The sequence below is a fragment of the Pseudomonas sp. GL-R-19 genome (assembly GCF_019956375.1).
In the GTDB taxonomy this organism is placed as follows: domain Bacteria; phylum Pseudomonadota; class Gammaproteobacteria; order Pseudomonadales; family Pseudomonadaceae; genus Aquipseudomonas.
In genome coordinates, this window is record NZ_JAHBDJ010000014.1 from 26,988 (window position 1) to 51,775 (window position 24,788).

Genomic DNA, 24,788 nt, shown 5'->3' on the forward strand with positions numbered 1-24,788 from the left:
GAGAGATTCGCCTCAGCCGGATGGAAGGTTGTGGGTAGGGATTGCCCTACAAGGATGGCGTGTTTTGGCAAATGCAGCGGCGAGTGGTTGGCTGCAAGCCACAAGTCACGGCAAAAGCAGCTCGTCAGGCACGTCGCTATTGGATATGTGCACAATTCAATGACTGATGGAGATCCCTGTGGGAGCGAGCCTGCTCGCGAAGGCGGACTGTCAGTCGGTATCAATATTGACTGATCGGGCCCCTTCGCGAGCAGGCTCGCTCCCACAGTGTAAGGCGGTGTTGTTTAGAGGAGCTTGTGCTCCATCGCGTACTTCACCAGTTCCGCCAACGAGGTGATGTTGAGCTTCTGCATCAGCCGCGCCTTGTGCGTGCTGATGGTTTTGCTGCTCAGCGCCAGTTGCTGGGCGATGTCGTTGACGTTGGCGCCCTGGGCCAGGCGTTCGAACACTGAAAATTCGCGCTCGGAGAGCAGCGAATGCAATGGACGCGAGTCGGTCAGGCCGACCTCGAAGACCATGCGGTCGGCCAGTTCCGGGTCGATATAACGCCCGCCAGACGCCACTTTGCGAATGGCTGTCAGCAACAGTGCCGGATCGCTGTCCTTGGTCGCATAACCCGCCGCTCCAACCTTGAGCGCCCGGGCGGCCATCTGCGCTTCGTCGTGCATCGACAACACCAGGATCGCCGGCGGATTGTTCAGCGCGCGAATCCGCGGAATCGCTTCCAGACCGTTGACGCCCGGCATGGAGATGTCCAGCAACACCACTTCGCAGGGCACATGACGCAAGGTGTCGAGCAACTGCTCGCCATTGCTCGCCTCCCCCACCACCAGCAGGTCCTTGGCCAGGCCAATCAGCTGCTTGATGCCTTCACGGACGATGGTGTGGTCTTCGGCTACCAGTACACGGATCACAGACTTCTCCAGATTCAAGATCTATCGCGAGCAGGCTCGCCCCCACATTTGGAATGCGTTCCCCCTGTGGGAGCGAGCCTGCTCGCAAAAGCGTCGGCACAGACACCAAAAAATCTTCAGGCTTCGTCCAAAGGCACGCGCACTTCTAATGTCGTGCCCTCACCCGGTTCACTCTCCAGCGACAACTCGCCGCCCAGGATCAACACCCGCTCGCGCATGCCGACGATCCCAAAGGATGTTGGCCTGCCTGGCGCGGCGACAAATCCCACGCCATCATCGCTGACTGTCAGACACAACTCGTCACCTTCCAGCGCCAGCGTCAGTTCAACAGTATGCGCCTGGGCGTGGCGCATGACATTGGTCAGCGCTTCCTGAAGGATCCGGAACAGGCCGATAGCCTTGGCGTCGCTGAGCACTGGCAAATTGTCCGGCACCTGCACCAGACACGGGATCTGCGTGCGCGCCTCGAATCGGCGGGCCTGCCACTCTATGGCCGAGGCGATGCCAGCGTCGAGAATCGGCGGTCGCAATGCCGTGGCCACATCACGGACCAACTGAAACAACTGAGCGATCAAGCGCTTCATGCTGTTCAAGCGCTCGTTCAGACCCGGATCAAGCTGCGCGTAAGCCAGTTCGCACATGGACGTTTCCAGCTTCAACACTGTGAGCATCTGACCCAACTCGTCGTGAACTTCCCGGGCAATGCGCGCTTTTTCTTCCTCGCGCACGCTTTCCAGGTGCGCGGACAACTCACGCAGTTGTTCCCGGGAGCTGGCTAATTCCAGTTCGATGCGCTTGCTCTCGCTGATGTCCCAGACGATCCCGTCCCAGACATAGGCTCCGTCTTCCAGCCGACGGGTGATGGCCTTGATTTCCGCCCAGCGCTGCTCGCCTTGGCGCGTGAGAATTCGCCCCTGCCACGACCAGTCGCTGTCGGTATCCAGCGCATGATCCTGGGTCTGGTGATAGCTGGCCCTGTCATCCGGATGCACGAGGCTGCGCAGACCTTTGTCGCGATGCGCCAGCGTGGCCGGCGAATAACCCACCAGGCTTTCGCTGCCTTCGCTGATGTAGGCAAAGTCGATCTGACCGGTCACCGGCGCTCGCTCCAGGCGGAATACCAGCCCCGGAACATTGGCGGCGATGCCTTGCAGCCGCGCCTCGCTTTCCTGCAAGGCGGCCAGGGCGCGGCGCCGCTCGGTGACGTCGTTGAGGTAAACCACCAGGTATTCGCCATCGCGAAAGCGCAGAAAGCTCAACGAGACATCGGTCGGCAGAATGCTGCCGTCGGCGCGCACGCAATTGGTTTCGAAGCTTTGCGGGCCTTCTTCACTGGCCCGGGCGCGCTTCCACAGGTTCAGCCAGCGGTCCATGTGCAGGCTGGGTTCGAAATCGATCAAGGGCCGATCGATGATCCCACCAGCCGAATAGCCAAGCATGCTTTCCGCCGCGCGGTTGGCGTAGCGCACGTGGCTGTCCCAGTTGACCCAGAGGATACCGACGGTGCTTTGATCGATGGAAAACTGGGTGAGCCGCAATGCCTCTTCGCTGGCGGCGCGCAAGGCAATGTCTTCCTGCGCGGCCATCAAGCGTTGTTCCAGGCTGTGCTGCTGGCGACGCTGCCAGAACACGATGGCCATGCAGCTCAACGCCAGCACGGCCAGCAATAAACAGAGGTTTTGCCAGAAACCCGGGGACTCGGTGAGCCGCGGGTACTTGGGTTGCAGCCATTGATTGTGCAATTGCTCCAGGTCCTTGGCCGGGATAGCCCGCAATGCACTTTCGACGATGCCCGCCAGTTCCGGCTTGTCGCGGCGCGTGGCCACTCGCAGCAGCTGCGGCAAGCCGACATCCCCGACCACCACCAACCCGGCGAACTCCGGCTCGACGGACAGGCGCCCTAATTGCGCCTCATCAACCACCGCATAACCCGCCTGCTGGCCAGTCAGCAATTGCAATGCCTGACGCTCCATCGGGACGCCTTGCAGATTCAGGTGCGGATAGTTGCTACGCAGGTAATCGGCGATGGCGCTGGGCATGCGCACGGCAACGCGGGTCTGGCTGTCGAGCTTTTCCAGCTCGACAGCGCCCGCGCTTTTCTGGTCGCTGACCACCAGTTGCGGCACTCGCATGTAAGGGTCGGAAAACTGCCAGAGGCGCAATCCGCCAGGGGTTTGGGTCAGCCCCGGGGCGATGTCGATTTCGCCCTCGCGTGCAGCCGCCTCCAGTTGCTCAAGGTCGGGAAAGTTGCGCCAGCTCAGTTCGACGTTGAGGGTCTTTGCCAGCCACTTCATCAAGTCGACATTCACCCCGGACAGGCGCTGCAAGCGGCGATCATATTGCGCATAGGGCGCCTGCAACACCACGCCGACCCGCAACTCGTCCTGCTGCGCCAGCCAGTGCTGTTGTTTCGGAGTCAGTTGGGCAACGCGCTCCGGGGGCATGGCCGCCGCCCAACCCATCAAGGGAAACCACAAACAGCCGATAACCCACAGGCAGCGTAAACGCATCATTGAACTCTCACACACTGACAAATACTGACCAACCCATTAGGCTGCCGGAACAACTTCTGGCCTGGAATATCCGATGCCCCCTGTCTACCGCCTGGCACTGCCAGCATTGTGCCTGTCGCTGATCCTGCCATGCGCTTTTTCCGTCGAGGCGGCCGACCCGGCGCCTGCAGCAGCAGAAAAAACCGCCGAAGAAAAACCACTCGAACGTCAGCCGTTGCCTGAGCGTAGTCAGGAAGAAGCGACTGCACTTGAGCGAAAAATTCCGGCTCAGGAACAGCAACAACTGCAAGCGGGCACCGACACGTTTCTGGCCTTGTGGAAACCGGCCAATACCGCCGACCCCAAAGGCGCGGTGATTATCATCCCCGGCGCCGGCGAAACCGTTGACTGGCCGCAAGCGGTCGGTCCTTTGCGGCGCAAACTGCCGGACGCCGAGTGGAGCAGCCTGAGTATCACCTTGCCGGACCTGCAAAGCGATGCCATTGCGCCACGTATCGTAGAAGCAGCGCCAGCTCCCAAGGCCCCCGAAACCGGCAGCAAAGACTCGACCACTGCGGCCCCCATCGAACAGGTAGCCGGAGGCGAGGCCGATGTGGCCGACAAAGTCATCGCCGAAACCACTGAGGAGCAGTCCAAGGCCGATGCCGAGCGCATCTTCGCCCGGATCGACGCCGCACTCGCCTTCGCCGAACAGCAAAGCGCCCGCAGTATCGTGGTGTTGGGGCATGGTTCCGGCGCCTATTGGGCCACGCGTTACCTGAGCGAGAAGCAACCGTCGCAAGTCGAAAAGCTGGTGATGGTCGCCGCCCGGACACCGGTGGCAGCGAAGCCCGGTTTGGCGGAGCTGACCCCGACCCTGAAACTGCCGACCGCGGATATTTACTACAAGGACAAAGCGCCAGATCGCAACGCAGCACTGGAACGCCTGCAGGCCAGCAAGCGCTTGAAGTCATCGGCATTCAGCCAGGTCGCGCTCAAGGCGTTGCCCGATACCAAGGCCGAACAGGAGCAACTGTTCCGGCGGGTGCGGGGCTGGTTGAATCCGCAGAACCTGGCTAATTGACAGACCGAGGCGCCTTCATCGCGAGCAGGCTCGCTCCCACATCAGATCTCCAGCGTTAGAAGATCCCCTGTGGGAGCGAGCCTGCTCGCGATGGGGCAGCCACAAACAACGCGAACCTTCCTTACTAGCGAAAATCCCGCCGCTCCCGAATCAGTGTGTAGGCGTTATGCAGCTCACGCGTTCGCTCGGTAGCCTCACGCACCTGCAACGCCGTCGCGCCACTGCCGGCAATCTTGTCCGGATGATGGCGACTGAGCAGACGCCGATAGGCACGCTTGATCTGCGCCGGTTCAGTAGTGGCCGACACCCCCAAGAGCCTCAAGGCGTCCTGATAACTTGGCACGCTGTTGGCCAATGGCCGCTTCTGCGGCTCATAGTCGTGGGCCAGCGCCTGCACCTGGTGTGGCGTCCAGCCCAGCCACTGGCCCCATTGGCCGATCAATTCACGCTCGCTGCTGCCGGCACGACCATCGGCCCAGACCATTCGCCAGCAGGCGCGCAACACGCCCTCCGCCGCATGGGGCTGGGCACTCAGGCGACGCAGATAACCGCGTAGCCGGTCGCGGCCCGATTTGCCGCGATTGAACGCAGCAATCGCACGACGCTGGGCCGGCTCGGACATGTCCAGCGCACGCATTTCCGCTCGGGCCTGATCGATGTGCCCGGTCATCACCTGGCCGTCGCACTTGGCCAGGCGCCCCAACAGGACAAACAGTAATTCATCGTTACGCAACACCGGGCGACCGCCCAGTTTTTCCCGCAAGTGCCCCCAGCTCTGCAGGTGCAAGCGCCGGTCCAGCGCCTGCCCCAACAATGCGCCGAGCATGGCCCCCGGAAAGCTGGCTATGGCAAAACCCGCTCCGGCTCCGATCAGAGTCCCTGGCCATAGCATGTCAGCGGCTCGCTTCTATTAATGTTTCAACTTCGGCCAGACGCTCGTGAGTGCCGACATCGACCCAGTGCCCCCTCAATTGCTCGCCGGTCACCTGCCCCTCAGCCATGGCTTTGCGCAACAGCGGCGCGAGCTTGAAGGCCCCCGCGGTGCAACCGTCGAACAGCTGCGGATGCAACACGGCGATGCCGCTGTAGGTCAGAGTGTCGGCTTGCGGCTGCCCGTCGGTCACCCGGGTTCCGACCAGGCTGAAGTCCCCGGCCGGATGATGGGGCGGGTTGCTGGCCAGTACCAGGTGCGCCAGGCCGCTGATGGGTTGATGCAGCACACTGAAGTCGTAATCGGTCCAGATGTCGCCATTGACCACCACAAACGCTTCATCCCCCAGCAACGGCAAGGCGCGGAAAATCCCGCCGCCGGTTTCCAGGGGCTCACCCTCCGCCGAGTACTGAATGCTCACGCCATAGCGCGATCCATCGCCCAGGTAGTCTTCGATCTGCCGACCAAGCCAGGCGTGATTGATCACGATGTCGGTGAACCCGGCCGCGGCCAGTGCTCGCAGGTGATATTCGATCAGCGGCACACCGCCTGCACGAACCAGCGGTTTTGGCGTGGTCAGGGTCAGCGGGCGCATGCGCTCGCCTTTTCCCGCAGCCAGAATCATTGCCTTCATGCTTTCACTCCGGCGCGCAGACTGGCCAGCAACACATCCAGCTCGGCCAGTTCAGGGCGGCGAGCGATCACTGCTTCTATGTACGCAAAGAAACGCGGCACATCACCCAGGTAACGCGGTTTGCCGTCGCGATGGCAGATGCGCGCAAAAATGCCGATGACTTTCAGATGGCGTTGCACACCCATCAAATCGCTGGCCCGCAGGAAGTCCTCGAAGTCGGGCTGAACCGGTATTCCGAGGGCGCCCGCTTGCTGCCAGTAGCTTTCGAGCCAGCCGTGAACGCGTTCTTGCGGCCAGCTGAGAAATGCATCCTTGAACAGGCAGGTCACGTCGTAGGTCACCGGGCCATACACCGCATCCTGGAAATCCAGCACACCGGGATTGGGCTCGCTGAGCATCAGGTTGCGCGGCATGTAGTCGCGATGCACCAGGACTTTTGGCTGTGCCAGGGCGCTGTCGATCAACAGTTCGCTGACCTGCTGCCAGAGCACTTGCTGCGCCGCGTCGAATTCAATGCCCAATTCGCGCTTCACGTACCACTCGGGGAACAGTTCCAGCTCACGACGCAGCAAGGCCACGTCATAGCTCGGCAATGGCGCAATCATCGGCAACTGCTGGAAAGCCAGCAATGCTCGCAGGGCATCGTTGAACAAATTGTCGGCGTTTTCGCTGTCGATGACGTCCAGATAGGTCTTGTTGCCCAGGTCATTGAGCAAAAGAAAACCGCGCTCGAGATCTTCGGCATAAATTTTCGGCACATTTATTCCGGATTTCGCCAGCAAAAAGGCGATATCCACGAAGGGTTTACAGTTTTCCTGGGGTGGCGGCGCGTCCATCACGATGAAACTTTTGCCACCGCCTTCCCAGCGAAAATACCGCCGAAAACTCGCGTCGCTGCTGGCCGCAGTCAACGTGGACGGGGGGACGGCACCCCAACGTTGCTCGGCAAAAAAGGTCGCCAATTGTTCATCGAGCCAAACTTTCAGGTGTTGCAAGCGTACATCTTGATCAGGCATTGCAAGGGTCTCCGACGGCGCTAGCCGTCAAGCGGGTCATGCTTTATTATCCAGCATCTTTTTCAGACCATCGAGAGGCGTGCGGCCCACACCGCGGGCAGATGGCACGCAGGAAGCCCGGACTAATAAGATGGCATTGAAATCCCCCGCGTTTCGTAAAAAATTTCCGTTGTTGGTTACCGGCAGTTTGCTGGCGCTGCAACCCCTTGCCACTTCCTATGTGGTCGCCGCGGAACAGTTTGACTGTTCAGTCTCTGCTTCGGGTTCCTGGGACTGTGCGCCAAAGGCGCCGGCGGCGGCTTTGCCACCGCGTCCCGTTCATGACGGCAGCGCAGTTTCCGCCACCGGCGAAGCCCCGGCCGAGAGCGGCTCCAGCGAAGACGCTGGCGCCAAGCCGGTGCTGGTCACCGAATCCAAAGGCCGTGGCCTGAAGTCACGTAGCGCAGACTACAGTCACCTCGACTGGGTTCCCCGCGAGCAGCTCACCGCCGCACAATTGGCCGAAACCGGTCCTTATTGCTCTGGTTCCTATATCGAACCGATTCGTCCTGGCATGGATGACAAGACGAATAAAAGTGACGCTCCAACCTTTATCGGCGCAAAAGCCTCCCGCTATAAGCAGGATGAGCAGGTCGCGACCCTGGCCGGCGACGTTGTCATGCGCCAGGGCAGCATGCAGGTCGAAGCCGACGAAGCCAACCTGTACCAGGCCGAAAGCCGTGGCGACCTGAACGGCAACGTGCGCATTCGCGACAACGGCGCGCTGATCGTCGGCGACCATGCCGACGTGCAGCTCGACACCGGTGAAGCCAAGGTCGACAACGCCGAATACGTGATGCACAAATCCCGCGTCCGCGGTAATGCGCTGTACGCCAAGCGTGCCGAGAACGCGATCATCCGCCTCAAGGATGGTACGTACACCACGTGCGAACCGAACAGCAACGCCTGGCAACTCAAGGGCAACAACATCACCCTGAACCCGGCCACCGGTTTCGGGACAGCGACCAACGTGACGCTGCGGGTCAAGGACATTCCGGTCCTGTACACGCCGTACATCTATTTCCCGATCGACGACCGTCGCCAGTCCGGTTTCCTGCCGCCGACCATTGGCACCGGCAGCGATACCGGCTTCATGCTGGTCACCCCGTACTACTTCAACCTGGCGCCGAACTACGATGCCACGTTGTACCCGCGCTACATGGAGAAGCACGGCTTGTTGATGGAAGGCGAATTCCGCTACCTGACCAAGTCCAGCGAAGGCCAGTTCGGTGCGGCGTACCTCAACGACGAAAGCGACGAGCGCGACAAGCAGTCAGACGCCGAAAAAACCCGCTACATGTACAACTGGCAGCACAAGGGCGGTCTCGACTCCCGAGTGCTCACGCAAGTCGACTACACCAAGATCAGCGATCCGTATTACTTCCAGGATCTGCAGACCGACCAGATTGGCGTGAAAAGCAGTGACTACGTGAACCAACAGGGTTCCGTGACCTATCGTGGCGACAGCTATTCCGCTCGCGTGAACGCCCAGGCATACGAACTGGCGAGCGTGTCGAACATTACGCCGTACGACCGCCTGCCGCAGCTCACGCTCGACGGCATGCTGCCTTATCATCCGGAAGGCCTGGACTTCACGTACAACACTGAACTCGTGCGGTTTGACCGGGATCTGCAGAACGGAACATACTTCGATGAAGACGGTGTTGGCTCTCCCCGTCTCGATACCAACGTTCAAGGTCTGGCTCGCGCCAATGGCGACCGCCTGAATCTCGCGCCTGCCATGAGCCTGCCGATGAACACGACGTACGGTTTCCTGACACCGAAGCTCAAGTACCAGTACACCCAGTACCAACTGGATCTGGACAGCACTGGCAAAGGTCAGATTGCCAGTCAGACCGCAGAACAGGACAAGCTCCTGGGAACGTTTGACAGCAACCAGAATCGCGGCGTGCCGATCGCCAGCATCGACAGCGGCCTGTACTTCGATCGCAATACCCAGTATTTCGGCAAGAACTATCGCCAGACCCTCGAACCGCGCCTGTTCTACCTGTACGTACCTGAGGTCGACCAGGAAGACATCCCGGTATTCGATACCACCGAATACACCTTCAATTATGCGTCGCTGTTCCGTGACAACCGTTTCTCCGGCTCCGACCGTGTCGGCGACGAGAACAAACTGTCCCTGGGCGTGACCAGCCGCTGGATCGAAGACAACGGTTTCGAGCGTCAACGCATCAGTGTCGGCCAGGCCTTATACTTCAAGGACCGCGAAGTTCAGTTGCCGGGTATCGATGCAAAAACCCGCGCCGATGCCCATGCCAGCGTTTCGCCGTACGCACTGGAATACGAATATCGCTGGAACCGCGACTGGCGCACCACAGCCGACTACAACTGGGACCCGGACAGCCGCAGCCCTCGCTCGGGCAGCGCGATGTTCCACTACCAGCCTGAAGACAATCCGAACAAGATCGTCAACTTCGGCTACCGCTATCGCAATGACCAGGTCCGTTACGACCAGAACACCGGTAAATGGACTGTGGGCGGTGGCGACTACGGCACCCCTGGCCAGCCTGGCTTCGTGAAGGATTACTACAAGATCGAACAGCACGACTTCTCGGTGATCTGGCCGATCGTGCCGCAATGGAGCGCTATCAGCCGTTGGCAGTATGACTACAATCGCAACCGTACCCTGGATGCATTCGGTGGTTTCGAGTACGACAACTGCTGCTGGAAACTGCGCCTGATCAACCGTTACTTCGTTGATTATGACGAGTTCAGCCAGCAAGCACCGCAAAACGAAAAAGGCGACCATGGCGTCTTCCTCCAAATTGTTCTGAAGGGACTCGGCGGCCTTACCGGCGCCAAGGCAGAGAGTTTCCTCGACAAAGGCATTCAAGGTTATCGTGAACGTGAAGACCAAGCTTTCTGATTGTCTGCGCCCGCTGATGCTGGGCGCGCTGCTCCTGAGTACGGCGGCCAGCGCCGCCGTACAGTCCATCGACAAGGTGGTGGCCATCGTCGACAACGACGTGGTCATGCAGAGCCAACTGGACCAGCGCGTTCATGACGTTCAGCAAACCATTGCCAAGCGTGGTTCTGCCGTGCCGCCGGCCAGCGTGCTGGAGCAGCAGGTACTTGAGCGCCTGATCGTCGAAAACCTGCAATTGCAGATCGGCGATCGTTCCGGCATCCGCATTACCGATGAAGAGTTGAACCAGGCAGTCGGCACCATTGCCCAGCGCAACAACATGTCGGTCGAGCAGTTCCGCGCCGCCCTGACTCGCGACGGCCTGTCCTATGACGACGCACGTGAGCAGATCCGCCGCGAAATGGTCATCAGCCGTGTGCGCCAACGTCGGGTTGCCGAGCGCATTCAGGTCTCCGAGCAGGAAGTGAAGAACTTCCTGGCGTCAGACCTGGGCAAAATGCAGCTGTCCGAAGAGTTCCACCTGGCCAATATCCTGATTCCTACGCCGGAAAGCGCCAACTCCGATGCGATTCAGAATGCAGCCAAACAGGCCGATGCGATTTACCAGCAGCTCAAGCAGGGCGCTGACTTCGGTCAGTTGGCCATCGCCAAGTCTGCCAGCGAAACCGCACTGGAAGGTGGCGACATGGGCTGGCGTAAAGCCGCTCAATTGCCTCCGCCGTTCGATCGCCTGCTGAGCACCATGCCGGTAGGTGATGTCACCCAGCCAATGCGCACGCCAGGCGGTTTCATCATCCTGAAGATTCTCGGCAAGCGTGGCGGCGAGACCCAGATGCGCGATGAAGTGCATGTGCGCCACATCCTGGTCAAACCGAGCCCAATCCGCGACGAAGCGAAGACCAAGGCCCTGGCCGAGTCGCTCTACAGCCGTATCGAGTCTGGCGAAGACTTCGGCGAGCTGGCGAAAAACTACTCGGAAGACCCGGGTTCTGCCCTCAACGGTGGCGACCTGAGCTGGGTCGACCCGAACGCGCTGGTGCCCGAGTTCCGCGCGGTGATGGCCAAGACCCCGCAAGGTCAACTGTCCAGGCCGTTCCAGACTCAATACGGCTGGCACGTCCTGGAAGTCCTTGGCCGTCGCGCCACCGACAGCACCACACAGGCTCGCGAGCAGCAAGCAATGACCGTTTTGCGTAACCGCAAATACGACGAAGAGCTGCAAACCTGGCTGCGTCAGATCCGTGACGAAGCGTACGTGGAAATCAAACTCCCTGGCGCCGACCAGGCAGCGCAGTGAAACCCCAACGTTTCGCGCTGACACCCGGTGAACCAGCCGGCATAGGTCCCGACCTGTGCCTGCTGCTCGCCTCGCAAGCCCAGCCCTACCCCCTGATTGCCATTACCAGCCGCGACCTGCTCACTGAGCGGGCCGCGCAACTGGGCGTGGCTGTCGACTTGCTGCCGGTAAAACCGGACAACTGGCCGGATGCACCCGCGCCCGCCAACAGCCTGTATGTCTGGGATACACCGCTCAATGCCAAGGTCGTCACCGGGCAACTGGACAAGGCCAACGCTGCCTTCGTTCTGGAAACCCTGACTCGGGCCGGCCAGGGCTGCCTGAGCGGGGATTTTGCCGGCATGATCACCGCACCGGTGCACAAAGGCGTGATCAACGAATCCGGTATCGCCTTTTCCGGGCACACGGAATTCCTCGCCGACCTGACCCACACCGCGCAAGTGGTGATGATGCTGGCCACACGCGGCTTGCGCGTGGCTCTGGTGACTACTCACCTGCCCCTTCGCGAGATTGCCGATGCAATCACGCCGGAGCGCCTGGAACGCGTCACGCGAATCCTGCACGCCGACCTGCAAAACAAATTCGGCATCGCCCAGCCACGTATCCTGGTCTGCGGGCTCAACCCCCATGCCGGCGAAGGCGGACACCTGGGCCATGAAGAAATCGATATCATCGAACCCACATTAGAGCGCTTGCGCGGCGAGGGCATGGACCTTCGCGGCCCCCTGCCCGCCGACACTCTGTTTACCCCCAAATATCTGGAGCACTGCGATGCGGTGCTGGCGATGTACCACGACCAGGGCCTGCCGGTGCTGAAGTACAAAGGCTTCGGCGCAGCAGTCAACGTGACCCTCGGCTTGCCGATCATCCGCACCTCGGTCGACCACGGCACAGCCCTGGACCTGGCCGGCAGCGGCAAGATCGACACCGGCAGCCTGCAAGTCGCCCTGGAAACAGCCTACCAGATGGCCGAGACCCGTTTATGACCGAGCACTACCAACACAAGGCGCGCAAACGCTTTGGCCAGAACTTCCTGCACGATGCTGGCGTTATCGACCGTATCCTGCGCTCCATTCATGCCAAGAGCGACGACCGCCTGCTGGAAATCGGACCGGGCCAGGGCGCACTGACCCAAGGCCTGCTCAGCAGCGGCGCGCAACTCGACGTGGTGGAACTGGACAAGGACCTGATCCCGATCCTCAACCAGCAGTTTGCCAGCAAGAGCAACTTCAATCTGCATCAGGGCGATGCACTGAAGTTCGACTTCAACAGCCTGAATGCCGCGCCAGGTAGCCTGCGCGTGGTCGGCAACCTGCCGTACAACATCTCCACGCCACTGATTTTTCACCTACTGCACAACTCGCACCTGATCCGCGACATGCACTTCATGCTGCAAAAGGAAGTGGTCGAGCGCCTGGCTGCCGGTCCTGGTGGAGGTGACTGGGGCCGCCTGTCGATCATGGTTCAGTACCACTGCCGGGTCGAGCACCTTTTCAACGTTGGCCCGGGGGCATTCAACCCGCCGCCGAAAGTCGACTCGGCCATCGTGCGCCTGGTACCCCACGCAGTGCTGCCGCACCCGGCCAAGGATCACCGCTTGCTGGAGCGCGTCGTGCGCGAAGCGTTCAACCAGCGCCGCAAAACCCTGCGCAACACCCTCAAGCTGCTGCTGAGCAATGCCGAAATCGAAGCCGCCGGCGTCGACGGCAGCCTGCGCCCCGAGCAACTCGACCTGGCCGCCTTCGTGCGTCTGGCCGACAAGCTCAGCGAGCAGGCACCACAAACACCTGTTGCAGTCTGACAGGCGATGAGCGCTATCGGGTAGGACACCACTCTGGTCTACTACCCGATACTTGGCCTAGACTGAACCCATCAGCTACGCCCCGCGTCCCGCTTCGTTTTTAAGGCCCCTTGCATGTCCGATCCTCGTTATCAGGTCGACGTCAGCGTCGTCACCCGCTATCTGGCAGACCAATCGCAACCCGAGCACGACCGCTTTGCCTTCGCCTACACCATCACCGTGCAAAACAATGGCCAGATACCCGCCAAACTGCTTTCACGGCACTGGGTCATCACCGATGGCAACGGGCATGTCGAAGAAGTGCGCGGCGCTGGCGTGGTAGGTCAGCAGCCGTTGATCGAGCCTGGCGAGAGCCACACCTACAGCAGCGGCACGGTCCTGACCACCAAGGTCGGCACCATGCAAGGCACCTATCAGATGCTTTCCGACGACGGCAAACATTTCGATGCCATCATCGCGCCCTTCCGCCTGGCGGTGCCCGGAGCCCTGCACTGATGGCGACATACGCGGTTGGTGACCTGCAAGGCTGCCTTCAAGCCCTGCAATGCCTGCTCAAACAAGTGGCGTTCGACCCACAACGGGATCGTCTGTGGCTGGTGGGAGATCTGGTTAACCGCGGCCCGCAGTCTCTGGAAACCTTGCGCTTCCTCTACAGCATTCGCGAATCGCTGGTGTGCGTGCTCGGCAACCACGACCTGCACCTGCTGGCGGCCGGACGCAACATCGAACGCCTGAAGAAGGCCGATACCCTGCGCGAGATCGTTGAAGCGGCGGATTGCGCCGAACTGCTCGAATGGCTGCGCCAGCAAAAGCTCATGCACTATGACGAACAGCGCAACATTGCGCTGGTCCATGCCGGCATTCCACCCCAGTGGTCGCTGCGCAAAGCCTTGAAGTGCGCTGCCGAAGTCGAGACTGCCTTGCGTGACGACAACCTGTTGCCGCCTTACCTCGATGGCATGTACGGCAACGATCCGGCGAAATGGGACAACGACCTCAAAGGCGTGCCGCGTCTGCGGGTGATCACCAACTATTTCACGCGCATGCGTTTTTGCACCGCCGACGGCAAACTCGACCTCAAGAGCAAGGAAGGCCTCGATACCGCGCCCGCCGGCTACAAGCCCTGGTTCCAGCACAAGGAGCGCAAGACCAGGGATGTGAAAATCATCTTCGGTCACTGGGCAGCACTGGAAGGCAAGTGCGACGAGCCGGGCATCTCGGCGCTCGACACCGGTTGCGTCTGGGGCGGCGCACTGACCCTGATGAACGTCGACAGCGGTGAGCGCCTTTCGTGCAAATGCGACGAACACGGTCATGCCGTGCCGCCAGTCGCCTTATCCATACCCCAAATATCGTCAGCCGGCGCCCCGCGCTAGACTGCCCAATCAGCCGAGCCACAGGAGCCCGCCATGAGCGAATTCAAACGTATCCCCCCGGAACAGGCCCAGGCCCTGCGCGAACAAGGCGCGGTGGTGGTCGACGTCCGCGACCCGGCCACTTTTGCCGCCCTGCACATCGCAGGCTCCAGGCATCTGGACAATCATTCCCTGCACGCTTTCATCCAGGGTGCCGACCTCGACGCACCGACCGTGGTGGTCTGCTATCACGGCAATTCCAGCCAGGGCGCGGCCGCCTACCTGATCAGCCAGGGCTTCTCCGACGTCTACAGCATGGATGGCGGATTCGAGTTGTGGCGTACGACCTATCCAGCAGAAACCGCGCAAGGCACCTCCGAATAATTTTTTTGTAACGTTGCAGGCCCCGGCTCCCGCGGGCTGGCGCGGTGGCAGACGAACGGTCTGCCACAAACAATTACGCATCTTGCCTTTCCCTGCCGAATTCCCAACTATCCTTAAGCGCAGGCCATCCAAAACAGGGGAGAGCCGGTACACCGGCGCACGGATCATCGGGAGTAGCTTTCGGGGCGGTAAGCCTTGAGGGAGTTCTGGGGGGTAAACAGCAACCGCCTGTTCGGTTGCTGCCAGCATCGACTGAGTGATCCGGCGTCGGCTCCACGTATCGAGCGAGGTGACGTCATGAGTATCTTTAGCCACTTCCAACAACGCTTCGAGTCCACGCGCCAGGAAGAACTCTCTCTGCAAGAGTACCTGGAGCTGTGCAAAAAAGACCGCAGCGCCTATGTTTCCGCCGCCGAGCGTCTGCTGCTGGCCATCGGAGAACCGGAGCTGCTCGACACCTCGACCAACTCGAGACTGTCGCGAATCTTTTCCAACAAGGTGATCCGCCGCTATCCGGCCTTTGAAGACTTCCACGGGATGGAAGAATGCATCGACCAGATCGTGTCGTATTTCCGCCACGCCGCTCAGGGCCTGGAAGAGAAGAAACAGATCCTCTACCTGCTTGGCCCCGTCGGTGGCGGTAAATCGTCCCTGGCCGAGAAGCTCAAGCAACTGATGGAAAAAATACCCTTCTATGCGATCAAGGGCTCGCCGGTTTTCGAGTCACCCCTGGGTCTGTTCAACGCCACCGAAGATGGCGCGATCCTCGAGGAAGACTTCGGCATTCCACGGCGCTATCTCAATACCATCATGTCGCCATGGGCCACCAAACGCCTGGCCGAATTCGGCGGCGACATCAGCCAGTTCCGTGTGGTCAAACTCTATCCGTCGATCCTCAACCAGATCGCCGTAGCCAAGACCGAACCGGGCGATGAAAACAACCAGGACATCTCGGCACTGGTGGGTAAGGTCGATATCCGCAAACTGGAGGAATTCCCACAGAACGACGCCGATGCCTACAGCTACTCGGGCGCACTGTGCCGGTCCAACCAGGGCCTGATGGAATTCGTCGAAATGTTCAAGGCACCGATCAAGGTGCTGCACCCATTGCTTACGGCTACCCAGGAAGGCAACTACAACAGCACCGAAGGTCTTGGCGCGATTCCGTTCACCGGGATCCTGCTGGCCCACTCCAACGAATCGGAATGGCATACCTTCCGCAACAACAAGAACAACGAAGCCTTCATCGACCGGATCTACATCGTCAAAGTGCCGTACTGCCTGCGGGTCAGTGACGAAGTGAAGATCTACGACAAGCTGCTGTTCAACAGCTCGCTGGCCAAGGCTCATTGCGCGCCGGACACCCTGAAGATGCTGGCTCAGTTCACCGTGCTCTCGCGCCTCAAGGAGCCGGAAAACTCCAACATCTACTCGAAGATGCGCGTGTACGACGGCGAGAACCTCAAGGACACCGATCCGAAAGCCAAGTCGATCCAGGAATACCGCGACAACGCCGGTGTCGACGAAGGCATGAACGGTCTTTCCACCCGTTTCGCGTTCAAGATCCTGTCGAAGGTGTTCAACTTCGATCCGCACGAAATTGCCGCCAACCCGGTACATTTGCTCTACGTGCTGGAACAACAGATCGAACAGGAACAGTTCCAGGCGGAGACCCGTGAACGCTATCTGCGCTTCCTCAAGGAGTACCTGGCACCGCGCTATATCGAATTCATCGGCAAGGAGATCCAGACCGCCTACCTCGAGTCCTACAGCGAGTACGGCCAGAACATCTTCGATCGCTATGTGCTGTACGCCGACTTCTGGATCCAGGACCAGGAATACCGCGACCCGGAAACCGGCGAGATCCTCAACCGCGTAGCGTTGAACGAAGAACTGGAGAAAATCGAGAAACCGGCCGGCATCAGCAATCCGAAGGATTTCCGCAACGAAATCGTCAACTTCGTCCTGCGTGCCCGGGCCAACAACAACGGCAAGAACCCGACCTGGCTCAGCTACGAAAAACTGCGGGTGGTCATCGAGAAGAAAATGTTCTCCAACACCGAGGACCTGCTGCCAGTCATCAGCTTCAATGCCAAGGCCAGCAAAGAGGACCAGCAAAAACACAACGACTTCGTCACACGGATGGTCGAGCGCGGTTACACCGACAAACAGGTACGACTGCTGTCCGAGTGGTACCTGCGAGTCAGAAAATCACAATAACCCGCTGCCGGTCAGACCGGTTGTCGTCAGCCAGAGACCTGTGTGGGCTTTTCTGTTACACAGGCCTCTGGGAGGTGTTCGAAAGTCGGTAGCGAGTTCAGGCAGCATCCAAAGCGCTTGGGGGAGCGTTCAATATCCCTCGGCTCTCGGTTCGATGCTGTATCACCGCTCGCCCCTTTCAGGACAGCTTCTAAGGAGCAGTCATGAGCTATGTGATCGACCGACGTCTCAATGGCAAGAACAAGAGCACGGTGAACCGTCAGCGGTTTCTGCGGCGTTACCGTGACCACATCAAAAAGGCTGTCGAAGAGGCGGTCAGCCGGCGCTCCATTACCGATATGGAACACGGCGAACAAATCAGCATTCCCGGCCGCGACATCGACGAGCCGGTGCTCCACCACGGTCGCGGCGGCAAGCAGACGGTCGTGCACCCGGGCAACAAGGAATTCACCAGTGGCGAACATATCGCCCGTCCACCGGGAGGCGGTGGCGGCCGAGGCCCCGGCAAGGCCGGCAATTCCGGTGAAGGGATGGACGAATTCGTCTTCCAGATCACCCAGGAAGAATTCCTCGAATTCATGTTCGAGGATCTCGAACTGCCCAACCTGGTCAAGCGCAACCTGACCGGCACAGATACCTTCAAGACCGTGCGGGCCGGGATCAGCAACGAGGGCAACCCGTCGCGGATCAACATCATCCGCACCCTGCGTTCAGCCCACGCCCGGCGAATCGCCCTGTCCGGCAGCAGCCGGGCAAAACTGCGCGAAGCCAAGGAAGAACTTCTGCGAATCAAGCAGGAAGAACCAGACAACTTCGGCGATATTCAGGAAATAGAAGCTGAAATAGAAAAACTCAGCGCGCGCATTCACCGCATACCGTTTCTCGACACATTCGACCTCAAGTACAACCTGCTCATCAAGCAACCCAACCCCAGCTCCAAGGCTGTGATGTTCTGCCTGATGGACGTGTCCGGCTCGATGACCCAGGCGACCAAGGACATCGCCAAGCGCTTCTTTATCCTGCTGTACCTGTTTCTCAAGCGGAACTACGAAAAGATCGACGTAGTGTTCATCCGCCATCACACCAGTGCCCGCGAAGTGGATGAAGAGGAGTTTTTCTACTCCCGGGAAACCGGCGGCACCATCGTCTCCAGCGCCCTGAAACTGATGCAGGAGATCATGGCCGAGCGTTATCCGAGCAACGAGTGGAACATCTACGCCGCCCAGGCCTCCGACGGTGACAACTGGAACGATGACTCTCCGATCTGCCGCGACATCCTGATCAACCAGATCATGCCATTCGTGCAGTACTACACTTACGTTGAGATCACCCCGCGCGAACACCAGGCCCTGTGGTTCGAGTACGAACGCATCGCCGAAGCCTTTTCCGACACTTTTGCCCAGCAACAACTGGTCTCGGCCGGGGATATCTATCCGGTCTTCCGTGAACTCTTCCAGCGCAGGTTAGTGACATGACCGCCAAAGAGCAGAAGCGCCAACCCATTTCCACCGGCTCCGAATGGACGTTCGAGCTGATCCAGGCGTACGACCGCGAAATCAGTCGTATTGCGGCGGGTTACGCCCTCGACACATACCCCAACCAGATCGAAGTGATCACCGCCGAACAGATGATGGATGCCTACGCCTCCGTTGGCATGCCACTGGGTTATCACCACTGGTCCTACGGCAAACATTTCCTCAGTACTGAAAAATCCTACACCCGCGGCCAGATGGGCCTGGCGTACGAGATCGTGATCAACTCCGACCCGTGTATCGCCTACCTGATGGAAGAAAACACCATCTGCATGCAGGCGCTGGTGGTGGCCCATGCCTGCTACGGGCACAACAGCTTTTTCAAAGGCAATTACCTGTTCCGCACCTGGACCGACGCCAGTTCGATCATCGATTACCTGGTGTTTGCCAAGCAGTACATCATGCAATGCGAAGAGCGCCACGGTATCGACGCGGTCGAGGACCTGCTCGACTCCTGCCACGCACTGATGAACTATGGTGTCGACCGCTACAAACGCCCCTACCCGATTTCTGCTGAGGAAGAACGGCGCCGGCAAAAGGATCGGGAAGAGCATTTGCAGAAGCAGATCAACGATCTGTGGCGAACCATTCCCAAGGGCGCGGACAAGTTCAGCGACAAGGACAACGCACGCTTCCCCGCCGAACCTCAGGAAAACATCCTGTACTTCATCGAAAAACACGCTCCGCTACTGGAACCATGGCAACGGGAAATCGTGCGGATCGTGCGCAAGATCGCTCAATATTTTTACCCTCAACGTCAGACCCAGGTGATGAACGAAGGCTGGGCAACGTTCTGGCACTACACCTTGATGAATGACCTGTACGACGAAGGCCTGGTCACCGACGGCTTCATGATGGAGTTCCTGACATCCCACACCAGCGTGGTCTTTCAGCCGGGCTTCGACAGCCCTTACTACAGCGGCATCAACCCCTACACTCTCGGGTTTGCCATGTACCGGGACATCCGGCGCATGTGCGAAGAGCCCACCGAGGAAGATCGCCACTGGTTCCCGGAAATTGCCGGCACCGACTGGCTATCGTCCATCAAGTTCGCCATGAGCAGCTTCAAGGATGAAAGCTTCATCCTGCAGTACCTGTCGCCGAAGGTGATCCGAGACCTGAAGTTGTTCAGCATTCTCGATGACGACCAAAAGGACGATCTGCTGGTGCCAGCGATCCACGATGAAGAAGGCTACCGCATCATCCGTGAAACCCTGGCGGCGCAATACAATCTGGGCAATCGCGAGCCCAACGTGCAGATTTACAGCATCGACCGCCGTGGCGACCGCTCCCTGACCCTGCGGCACCAGCAACACGACCGCAAACCGCTGGGTGATTCCACCGAAGAAGTACTCAAACACCTGCACCGCCTCTGGGGCTTCGATATTCACCTGGAAACCCTGCAAGGCGATCAGGTGATGAAAACCCACCATGTTCCACCCAGAAGCGAGCACAGCGAAGGTGATTACGGCCGACTGGACCTGGCCGTCATCCATCTTTGATCCGCTTTACGCCTCCGAAAGCTCGATGCAACGGTTATCCTGTCGAGCTAACGGAGGTTTTTTATGCGTATTTATAAAGTCGGCGGCGCAGTTCGTGATCGCCTGCTGGGCAAACCGGTTACCGATATCGACTGGGTCGTGGTCGGCGCCACCACCGAAGAAATGCTCGCCAAGGGCTTTCGCCCGGTGGGCGCGGACTTCCCGGTTTTCCTTCATCCAAAAAGCGGTGAGGAGTATGCCCTCGCCCGCACCGAGCGCAAAAGCGGGCGCGGTTACGGCGGGTTCACTTTTCACGCCAGCCCTGAAGTCACCCTCGAAGAAGACTTGATCCGTCGCGACCTGACCATCAACGCCATGGCCGAAGACGATCAGCAAAACCTGACTGACCCGTACCACGGCCAGCGAGATCTCGAAGCACGCCTGCTTCGCCATGTTTCCCCGGCATTTGCCGAAGATCCGCTCCGGGTCCTGCGTGTTGCCCGCTTTGCGGCGCGCTACGCGACGCTGGGCTTTACCGTTGCCCCGGAAACCCTGGAGCTGATGCGCCAACTCAGCGAGTCAAACGAACTTGAGGCGCTGACCCCGGAGCGCAGCTGGAAGGAAATTTCCCGCGCGCTGATGGAAGATCAGCCACAGGTGTTTGTTGAGGTATTGCGCGCATGCGGCGCACTCAAGGTACTGATGCCCGAGGTCGACGCGCTGTTCGGCGTACCACAACCCCCGGCCCATCACCCGGAAATCGATACCGGCGCGCACACCCTCAGCGTTTTGCAGCAAGCCGCCATACACAAACAACCACTGACCGTACGCTGGGCCTGCCTGCTGCACGACCTGGGCAAAGGCCTGACGCCAGAGCAGGAATGGCCGCGACACATTGCCCACGAGTTCAAGGGGCTGAAGCTGATCAAAGCGGTCAATGAGCGCTTCAAGGTGCCGAGAGACTGCCAGGAACTGGCTCTGCTGGTGGGCGAGTATCACACCCACGGGCATCGCGCCCATGAGCTGAAGCCATCGACATTGCTGGAACTGCTGCAAAGCTTCGACGTTTTCCGTCGACCACAGCGGTTCGAGGAGTTCATCGCAGCATGTGAAATGGATGCGCGTGGGCGCAAAGGGCTGGAAGAAAAAAGTTATCCACAGGCGGATTATTTGCGCGGCGCAGCAACCGCTGCTCGCAACGTGGCAGTTCAGCCGTTGCTGGAGCAAGGCTTCAAGGGACCGGAGCTGGGGGAGGCAATCAAGCGTGAGCGGCTGAAGGCGCTGAAGACCCACAAAGAAAAAGCCTGAACAGGATAAAAGATCGCAGCCTTTGGCAGCTCCTACAGGACGCATCAATCCTTGTAGGAGCTGCCAAAGGCTGCGATCTTTTTACCTTTAGGAGCTGCCGAAGGCTGCGATCTTTTTGCCTTACAGTAAATCAGAGGGTGTCAGCTGTTTACCACACCACTCGAAAGCCACTGGCGCCAACACTTGATCAATCTGCGCTTCACTCCACAAGGTCGCAAAGCTCTTGCCTACACCCAAGTGCACGCGATCCGGCGCTATCAACGACAACGGCCACAGAACGAACGCATTTTTCAGAATTTCTGCCCGCGGCAAGATCAAGCCATCGAAGTTGCCCACCAGATCACCAAACAGCAACACGTCGATATCCAGCGGCAAACCTCGGCGATCCGGGGCATAACGACCGTTATCTGCCTCAATGAATTTCAGCCGCCGATCCAGCTCCATCAATGGCAGATCGGTATACGCCGACACCACGAAATTGAAGAACGGCCCGCTCTTGATACCCACCGGCTGGCTTTCGAACACCGCCGAACAGCGGATATCCACCAGGAACTCCGCCAATGCATCGAGCCCTGCCCGCAAATGGGTTTCACGCTCGATATTGCTACCGAGCCCGAGGTACACCTGAGTCAGCGACATCCGCGCTCGATCTCCACACCCACGCCGCCGGTGGCGGCAGGAATCGCACCTGGCTTGGTCAGCTTGAGGCGCACCCAGGTGATCTTGAATTCGCTCATCAGCACTTCAACCAGGCGCTCGGCAAAGGTTTCAACCAGCTGGAACTGCGCCTGCTCGGCAAACACCTGGATGCGCGAGGAAACACTGGCGTAGTCGAGCGCCAGGGTCAGGTCATCACCGACTGCGGCCGGGCGATTATCCCAGGCGAAGCTCAGATCAAGACGCAAGCACTGTCGGATGCTTCGCTCCCAGTCGTAGGCACCAATCACCGTGTCGACTTCCAGGCCCTCGATAAACACTCTGTCCAAGCACTTCTCTCCGCTACACGACAAGGGCGCAATGCGCCGTTAGAATCAGGGCTTCCTCGCCCGGAATAGTTAGCATGTTTTGGTTATTGGCGATCCTCGCCTACCTGCTCGGCTCTCTGTCCTTTGCCATTTTGCTCAGCCGCCTGACCGGTAACCCGGATCCGCGAATGAGTGGTTCTGGCAATGCCGGTGCCACCAACATGTTGCGCCTGGCCGGCAAGAAGCTCGCCACCCTGACCCTGCTCGGCGACCTTTGCAAAGGCCTGCTGCCGGTACTGATTGCGCGTCTTGCGGGCCTTTCGCAGCAGGAGCAAGCCTGGATCGGCGTCTATGCCGTCATCGGTCATCTGTTTCCGTTGTACTTCCGCTTTCGCGGTGGCAAAGGTGTCGCCACCGCTGCCGGCATGTTACTGGGACTGTACCCGCCCGCAGCCCTTCTGGCGGTCTGTACCTGGCTCCTGACGTTCTACCTGACCCGTACCAGCTCCCTGGCCGCCCTGATCGCCACGCCGCTGACCCTGCCGTTGCTGGCCTGGCAAGAGCCTGCAGCCCTGCTGCCCATGAGCACGCTCACCGGGCTGATCGTCTGGCGCCATCGCGGCAATCTACGCGACCTGTTTGCCGGGCGCGAACGGCACTTTTAGTTGCCGGGCATGAGCGCCGCTCATCACAACGCCGACAACTGCTCCATCGGCCAACGCGCCTGCACACTGATCGCCAGGCTTTCCTGCTGACCGGCCTGCAAGCGCTGGCAACCGGCAAAGGCGATCATCGCGCCGTTATCGGTGCAGAACTGCGGACGGGCATAAAACACATCACCCTTCATGTCCCCGAGCATTTTTTCCAGGGAAGTGCGTAACGCCTTGTTGGCACTGACGCCCCCAGCGATCACCAGGCGTTTCATGCCGGCGGCTTTCAGGGCGCGCTTACACTTGATGGTCAAAGTCTCCACCACGGCCTGCTGGAACGCCAGCGCGATGTCGCATTGGGCTTGCTGGCCGTCGTCCCCGGCGCTGACGCACTGCTGCCAAGTGTTCAATGCAAAGGTTTTCAGGCCGCTGAAGCTGAAATCCAGGCCCGGGCGGTCGCACATCGGACGCGGGAAGACGAAACGTCCTGCAACACCCTGCTCTGCAAGGCGAGCGATCTCCGGTCCGCCCGGATAATTGAGGCCCATCATCTTGGCCGTCTTGTCGAAGGCTTCGCCGGCAGCGTCATCCAGGGTCTCGCCCAGGAGCGTGTACTGACCAATTCCGTCGACCTGAACCAGTTGCGTATGGCCACCCGAGACCAACAAAGCGACGAACGGGAATTCCGGCGGTTGCGACTCCAGCATCGGTGCCAGCAAGTGGCCTTCCATGTGATGCACGCCAAGGGCCGGAATGCCCCAGGCAAAGGCCAGCGCCTGAGCACAGGAAGCCCCTACCAGCAACGCGCCCACCAGGCCAGGACCCGCGGTGTAGGCGATCGCATTGATCTCGGTCGGCACGCAGTCGGCCTCGGCCAACACCTGACGAATCAAGGGCAGCATGCGTTTGACGTGATCGCGCGAAGCCAGCTCCGGTACCACGCCGCCATAGGCGCGGTGCAGGTCGATCTGACTGAACAGCGCATCGGCCAGCAGGCCGCGCTCACTGTCGTAAAGTGCGACACCGGTTTCGTCGCAGGAGGTTTCTAATCCCAGTACTAGCATGGGTTTGCGCCTTGTTTAGGCTGAATTCGAAGGCGCGCATAATAGTCGTCGCGTGATGCCCCGACCAGCGGTTTTCGATCAGAGGCTTTGCATTCCGAGCGATGAGGGGTTAACATCCGCAACCCTTAAAAACCGACGTCTTCAAGTGCTCTTTTGCCGCGAGGATGTTGACCCCGGTAATGAATGAAGGTAGCTCTGGATGCCAGCCGTCAAAGTAAAAGAGAACGAACCCTTCGACGTAGCTCTGCGTCGTTTCAAGCGCTCCTGCGAAAAAGCCGGTGTACTGGCTGAAGTTCGTAGCCGCGAATTTTACGAGAAGCCAACTTCTGAGCGTAAGCGCAAAGCAGCAGCCGCTGTTAAGCGTCACGCCAAGAAAGTTCAGCGCGAACAGCGCCGCGCCGTTCGTCTGTACTAATACACAGACGATCGTAGCAAGCTTCTGCCAAGCCCGGCCCTCAGCCGGGCTTATGGCATTTGCGTAAAACGCTTGATGCTTCACCGTCAAAGCCGCAGACGCGACCGAGACAAATCTGCTTCACCACGTCAGACCTGGCTCTTTTGCCAGCGGTGCACGTCTTTTCTGACGAGCCTTTCAAGGCTACTGACGAGCACACCCACTGATTCCTCTCACGACGATCAGCCCAAGGCACCTGCTTGCGTGCCAGATGATGAGCTATCCGGGGCCTATGATTGGCCACAGCGGATTCAGCGCAACACATTCAAACAGTCGA

22 protein-coding genes are annotated in these 24,788 nt (G+C 59.7%); 14 read left to right on the top strand and 8 right to left on the bottom strand.

From position 1 onward, the window contains the following. Positions 1-284 precede the first annotated feature (284 nt). Together KGA83_RS09090 and KGA83_RS09095 are read right to left on the bottom strand one after the other, a co-directional pair. Positions 285-914 carry a response regulator transcription factor gene (locus KGA83_RS09090; protein ID WP_008051638.1) on the bottom strand — a complete coding sequence of 210 codons (630 nt, stop codon included), beginning with the start codon at positions 912-914 and terminating at the stop codon, positions 285-287. Between the two features lie 116 nt (positions 915-1,030). Next, positions 1,031-3,427 (bottom strand): PAS domain S-box protein, encoded by a 2,397-nt coding sequence (locus KGA83_RS09095; RefSeq protein WP_223529496.1) that lies wholly within the window; start codon positions 3,425-3,427, stop codon positions 1,031-1,033. A gap of 73 nt (positions 3,428-3,500) precedes the next feature. Between KGA83_RS09095 and KGA83_RS09100 the strand changes: the two genes are divergently transcribed. Then, the gene (locus KGA83_RS09100) at positions 3,501-4,490 is read left to right on the top strand and encodes an alpha/beta hydrolase family protein (RefSeq protein ID WP_108216896.1); all 990 of its coding nucleotides are present in this window, start codon (positions 3,501-3,503) and stop codon (positions 4,488-4,490) included. A 124-nt stretch (positions 4,491-4,614) separates the two neighbouring features. On the opposite strand, the gene KGA83_RS09105 is transcribed toward KGA83_RS09100, so the two are convergent. The 3 genes from KGA83_RS09105 to KGA83_RS09115 are packed head-to-tail and all read right to left on the bottom strand — an operon-like array spanning position 4,615 to position 7,071. Then, positions 4,615-5,382: a TerB family tellurite resistance protein gene (locus KGA83_RS09105; RefSeq protein ID WP_223529498.1), complete on the bottom strand. Its 768-nt coding sequence runs from the start codon at positions 5,380-5,382 to the stop codon at positions 4,615-4,617. Between the two features lies 1 nt (position 5,383). Beyond that, positions 5,384-6,055, bottom strand: a complete 672-nt coding sequence (gene murU, locus KGA83_RS09110; protein ID WP_108216898.1) for an N-acetylmuramate alpha-1-phosphate uridylyltransferase MurU — start codon at positions 6,053-6,055, stop codon at positions 5,384-5,386. Next, positions 6,052-7,071 (bottom strand): aminoglycoside phosphotransferase family protein, encoded by a 1,020-nt coding sequence (locus tag KGA83_RS09115; RefSeq protein ID WP_108216899.1) that lies wholly within the window; start codon positions 7,069-7,071, stop codon positions 6,052-6,054. Before KGA83_RS09115 ends, murU begins: the two co-directional genes overlap by 4 nt. A gap of 130 nt (positions 7,072-7,201) precedes the next feature. On the opposite strand from KGA83_RS09115, the gene KGA83_RS09120 reads away from it, so the two are divergent. The 11 genes from KGA83_RS09120 (at position 7,202) to KGA83_RS09170 (ending at position 21,378) form a co-directional block, all read left to right on the top strand. After that, positions 7,202-10,000, top strand: coding sequence for an LPS-assembly protein LptD (locus tag KGA83_RS09120; RefSeq protein ID WP_223529500.1), 2,799 nt, complete (start codon positions 7,202-7,204; stop codon positions 9,998-10,000). Continuing rightward, a complete protein-coding gene (surA, locus tag KGA83_RS09125; protein WP_177413281.1) occupies positions 9,975-11,297 on the top strand; it encodes a peptidylprolyl isomerase SurA in 1,323 nt (440 codons plus the stop codon). The genes KGA83_RS09120 and surA overlap by 26 nt, the downstream gene beginning before the upstream one ends. Beyond that, positions 11,294-12,283: a 4-hydroxythreonine-4-phosphate dehydrogenase PdxA gene (gene pdxA, locus KGA83_RS09130; protein WP_108216901.1), complete on the top strand. Its 990-nt coding sequence runs from the start codon at positions 11,294-11,296 to the stop codon at positions 12,281-12,283. The genes surA and pdxA overlap by 4 nt, the downstream gene beginning before the upstream one ends. After that, positions 12,280-13,098: a 16S rRNA (adenine(1518)-N(6)/adenine(1519)-N(6))-dimethyltransferase RsmA gene (rsmA, locus tag KGA83_RS09135; RefSeq protein WP_108216902.1), complete on the top strand. Its 819-nt coding sequence runs from the start codon at positions 12,280-12,282 to the stop codon at positions 13,096-13,098. Before pdxA ends, rsmA begins: the two co-directional genes overlap by 4 nt. A gap of 114 nt (positions 13,099-13,212) precedes the next feature. Then, on the top strand, positions 13,213-13,593 hold the full coding sequence (gene apaG, locus KGA83_RS09140) for a Co2+/Mg2+ efflux protein ApaG (protein WP_108216903.1): 381 nt from the start codon (positions 13,213-13,215) through the stop codon (positions 13,591-13,593). Further along, a complete protein-coding gene (locus KGA83_RS09145; RefSeq protein ID WP_108216904.1) occupies positions 13,593-14,474 on the top strand; it encodes a symmetrical bis(5'-nucleosyl)-tetraphosphatase in 882 nt (293 codons plus the stop codon). The genes apaG and KGA83_RS09145 overlap by 1 nt, the downstream gene beginning before the upstream one ends. A 33-nt stretch (positions 14,475-14,507) precedes the next feature. Further along, positions 14,508-14,837: a thiosulfate sulfurtransferase GlpE gene (glpE, locus tag KGA83_RS09150; RefSeq protein ID WP_060541633.1), complete on the top strand. Its 330-nt coding sequence runs from the start codon at positions 14,508-14,510 to the stop codon at positions 14,835-14,837. A gap of 297 nt (positions 14,838-15,134) precedes the next feature. Next, on the top strand, positions 15,135-17,057 hold the full coding sequence (locus KGA83_RS09155; RefSeq protein ID WP_108216905.1) for a PrkA family serine protein kinase: 1,923 nt from the start codon (positions 15,135-15,137) through the stop codon (positions 17,055-17,057). A gap of 203 nt (positions 17,058-17,260) precedes the next feature. Beyond that, positions 17,261-18,532 (top strand): YeaH/YhbH family protein, encoded by a 1,272-nt coding sequence (locus tag KGA83_RS09160; RefSeq protein WP_108216906.1) that lies wholly within the window; start codon positions 17,261-17,263, stop codon positions 18,530-18,532. Then, positions 18,529-20,091, top strand: coding sequence for a SpoVR family protein (locus KGA83_RS09165; RefSeq protein ID WP_108216907.1), 1,563 nt, complete (start codon positions 18,529-18,531; stop codon positions 20,089-20,091). The genes KGA83_RS09160 and KGA83_RS09165 overlap by 4 nt, the downstream gene beginning before the upstream one ends. 63 nt (positions 20,092-20,154) lie before the next feature. Further along, positions 20,155-21,378: a multifunctional CCA addition/repair protein gene (locus KGA83_RS09170; protein ID WP_223529502.1), complete on the top strand. Its 1,224-nt coding sequence runs from the start codon at positions 20,155-20,157 to the stop codon at positions 21,376-21,378. A gap of 120 nt (positions 21,379-21,498) precedes the next feature. On the opposite strand, the gene folK is transcribed toward KGA83_RS09170, so the two are convergent. Both folK and folB read right to left on the bottom strand, forming a co-directional pair. Next, positions 21,499-22,017, bottom strand: a complete 519-nt coding sequence (folK, locus tag KGA83_RS09175; protein WP_223529504.1) for a 2-amino-4-hydroxy-6-hydroxymethyldihydropteridine diphosphokinase — start codon at positions 22,015-22,017, stop codon at positions 21,499-21,501. Continuing rightward, the gene (gene folB / locus KGA83_RS09180) at positions 22,008-22,364 is read right to left on the bottom strand and encodes a dihydroneopterin aldolase (RefSeq protein WP_223529506.1); all 357 of its coding nucleotides are present in this window, start codon (positions 22,362-22,364) and stop codon (positions 22,008-22,010) included. Before folB ends, folK begins: the two co-directional genes overlap by 10 nt. Positions 22,365-22,438: 74 nt before the next feature. Between folB and plsY the strand changes: the two genes are divergently transcribed. Then, positions 22,439-23,008, top strand: coding sequence for a glycerol-3-phosphate 1-O-acyltransferase PlsY (gene plsY / locus KGA83_RS09185; RefSeq protein WP_108216911.1), 570 nt, complete (start codon positions 22,439-22,441; stop codon positions 23,006-23,008). A 23-nt stretch (positions 23,009-23,031) separates the two neighbouring features. Here plsY and tsaD read toward each other — a convergent pair whose 3' ends face one another. Further along, complete coding sequence (gene tsaD / locus KGA83_RS09190) at positions 23,032-24,057, bottom strand: tRNA (adenosine(37)-N6)-threonylcarbamoyltransferase complex transferase subunit TsaD (RefSeq protein WP_108216912.1); 1,026 nt, start codon at positions 24,055-24,057, stop codon at positions 23,032-23,034. 199 nt (positions 24,058-24,256) lie between these two features. Between tsaD and rpsU the strand changes: the two genes are divergently transcribed. Continuing rightward, positions 24,257-24,472, top strand: a complete 216-nt coding sequence (gene rpsU, locus KGA83_RS09195) for a 30S ribosomal protein S21 (RefSeq protein ID WP_002551877.1) — start codon at positions 24,257-24,259, stop codon at positions 24,470-24,472. Positions 24,473-24,788 lie beyond the last annotated feature (316 nt).

Coding starts and splice junctions, on each gene's coding strand:
- KGA83_RS09095 (WP_223529496.1), bottom strand. CDS start 3,427: ATGATGCGTTTACGCTGCCTGTGGGTTATCGGCTGTTTGTGGTTTCCC.
- KGA83_RS09100 (WP_108216896.1), top strand. CDS start 3,501: ATGCCCCCTGTCTACCGCCTGGCACTGCCAGCATTGTGCCTGTCGCTG.
- KGA83_RS09105 (WP_223529498.1), bottom strand. CDS start 5,382: ATGCTATGGCCAGGGACTCTGATCGGAGCCGGAGCGGGTTTTGCCATA.
- murU (WP_108216898.1), bottom strand. CDS start 6,055: ATGAAGGCAATGATTCTGGCTGCGGGAAAAGGCGAGCGCATGCGCCCG.
- KGA83_RS09115 (WP_108216899.1), bottom strand. CDS start 7,071: ATGCCTGATCAAGATGTACGCTTGCAACACCTGAAAGTTTGGCTCGAT.
- KGA83_RS09120 (WP_223529500.1), top strand. CDS start 7,202: ATGGCATTGAAATCCCCCGCGTTTCGTAAAAAATTTCCGTTGTTGGTT.
- rsmA (WP_108216902.1), top strand. CDS start 12,280: ATGACCGAGCACTACCAACACAAGGCGCGCAAACGCTTTGGCCAGAAC.
- apaG (WP_108216903.1), top strand. CDS start 13,213: ATGTCCGATCCTCGTTATCAGGTCGACGTCAGCGTCGTCACCCGCTAT.
- KGA83_RS09145 (WP_108216904.1), top strand. CDS start 13,593: ATGGCGACATACGCGGTTGGTGACCTGCAAGGCTGCCTTCAAGCCCTG.
- glpE (WP_060541633.1), top strand. CDS start 14,508: ATGAGCGAATTCAAACGTATCCCCCCGGAACAGGCCCAGGCCCTGCGC.
- KGA83_RS09155 (WP_108216905.1), top strand. CDS start 15,135: ATGAGTATCTTTAGCCACTTCCAACAACGCTTCGAGTCCACGCGCCAG.
- KGA83_RS09160 (WP_108216906.1), top strand. CDS start 17,261: ATGAGCTATGTGATCGACCGACGTCTCAATGGCAAGAACAAGAGCACG.
- KGA83_RS09165 (WP_108216907.1), top strand. CDS start 18,529: ATGACCGCCAAAGAGCAGAAGCGCCAACCCATTTCCACCGGCTCCGAA.
- KGA83_RS09170 (WP_223529502.1), top strand. CDS start 20,155: ATGCGTATTTATAAAGTCGGCGGCGCAGTTCGTGATCGCCTGCTGGGC.
- folK (WP_223529504.1), bottom strand. CDS start 22,017: ATGTCGCTGACTCAGGTGTACCTCGGGCTCGGTAGCAATATCGAGCGT.
- plsY (WP_108216911.1), top strand. CDS start 22,439: ATGTTTTGGTTATTGGCGATCCTCGCCTACCTGCTCGGCTCTCTGTCC.
- tsaD (WP_108216912.1), bottom strand. CDS start 24,057: ATGCTAGTACTGGGATTAGAAACCTCCTGCGACGAAACCGGTGTCGCA.
- rpsU (WP_002551877.1), top strand. CDS start 24,257: ATGCCAGCCGTCAAAGTAAAAGAGAACGAACCCTTCGACGTAGCTCTG.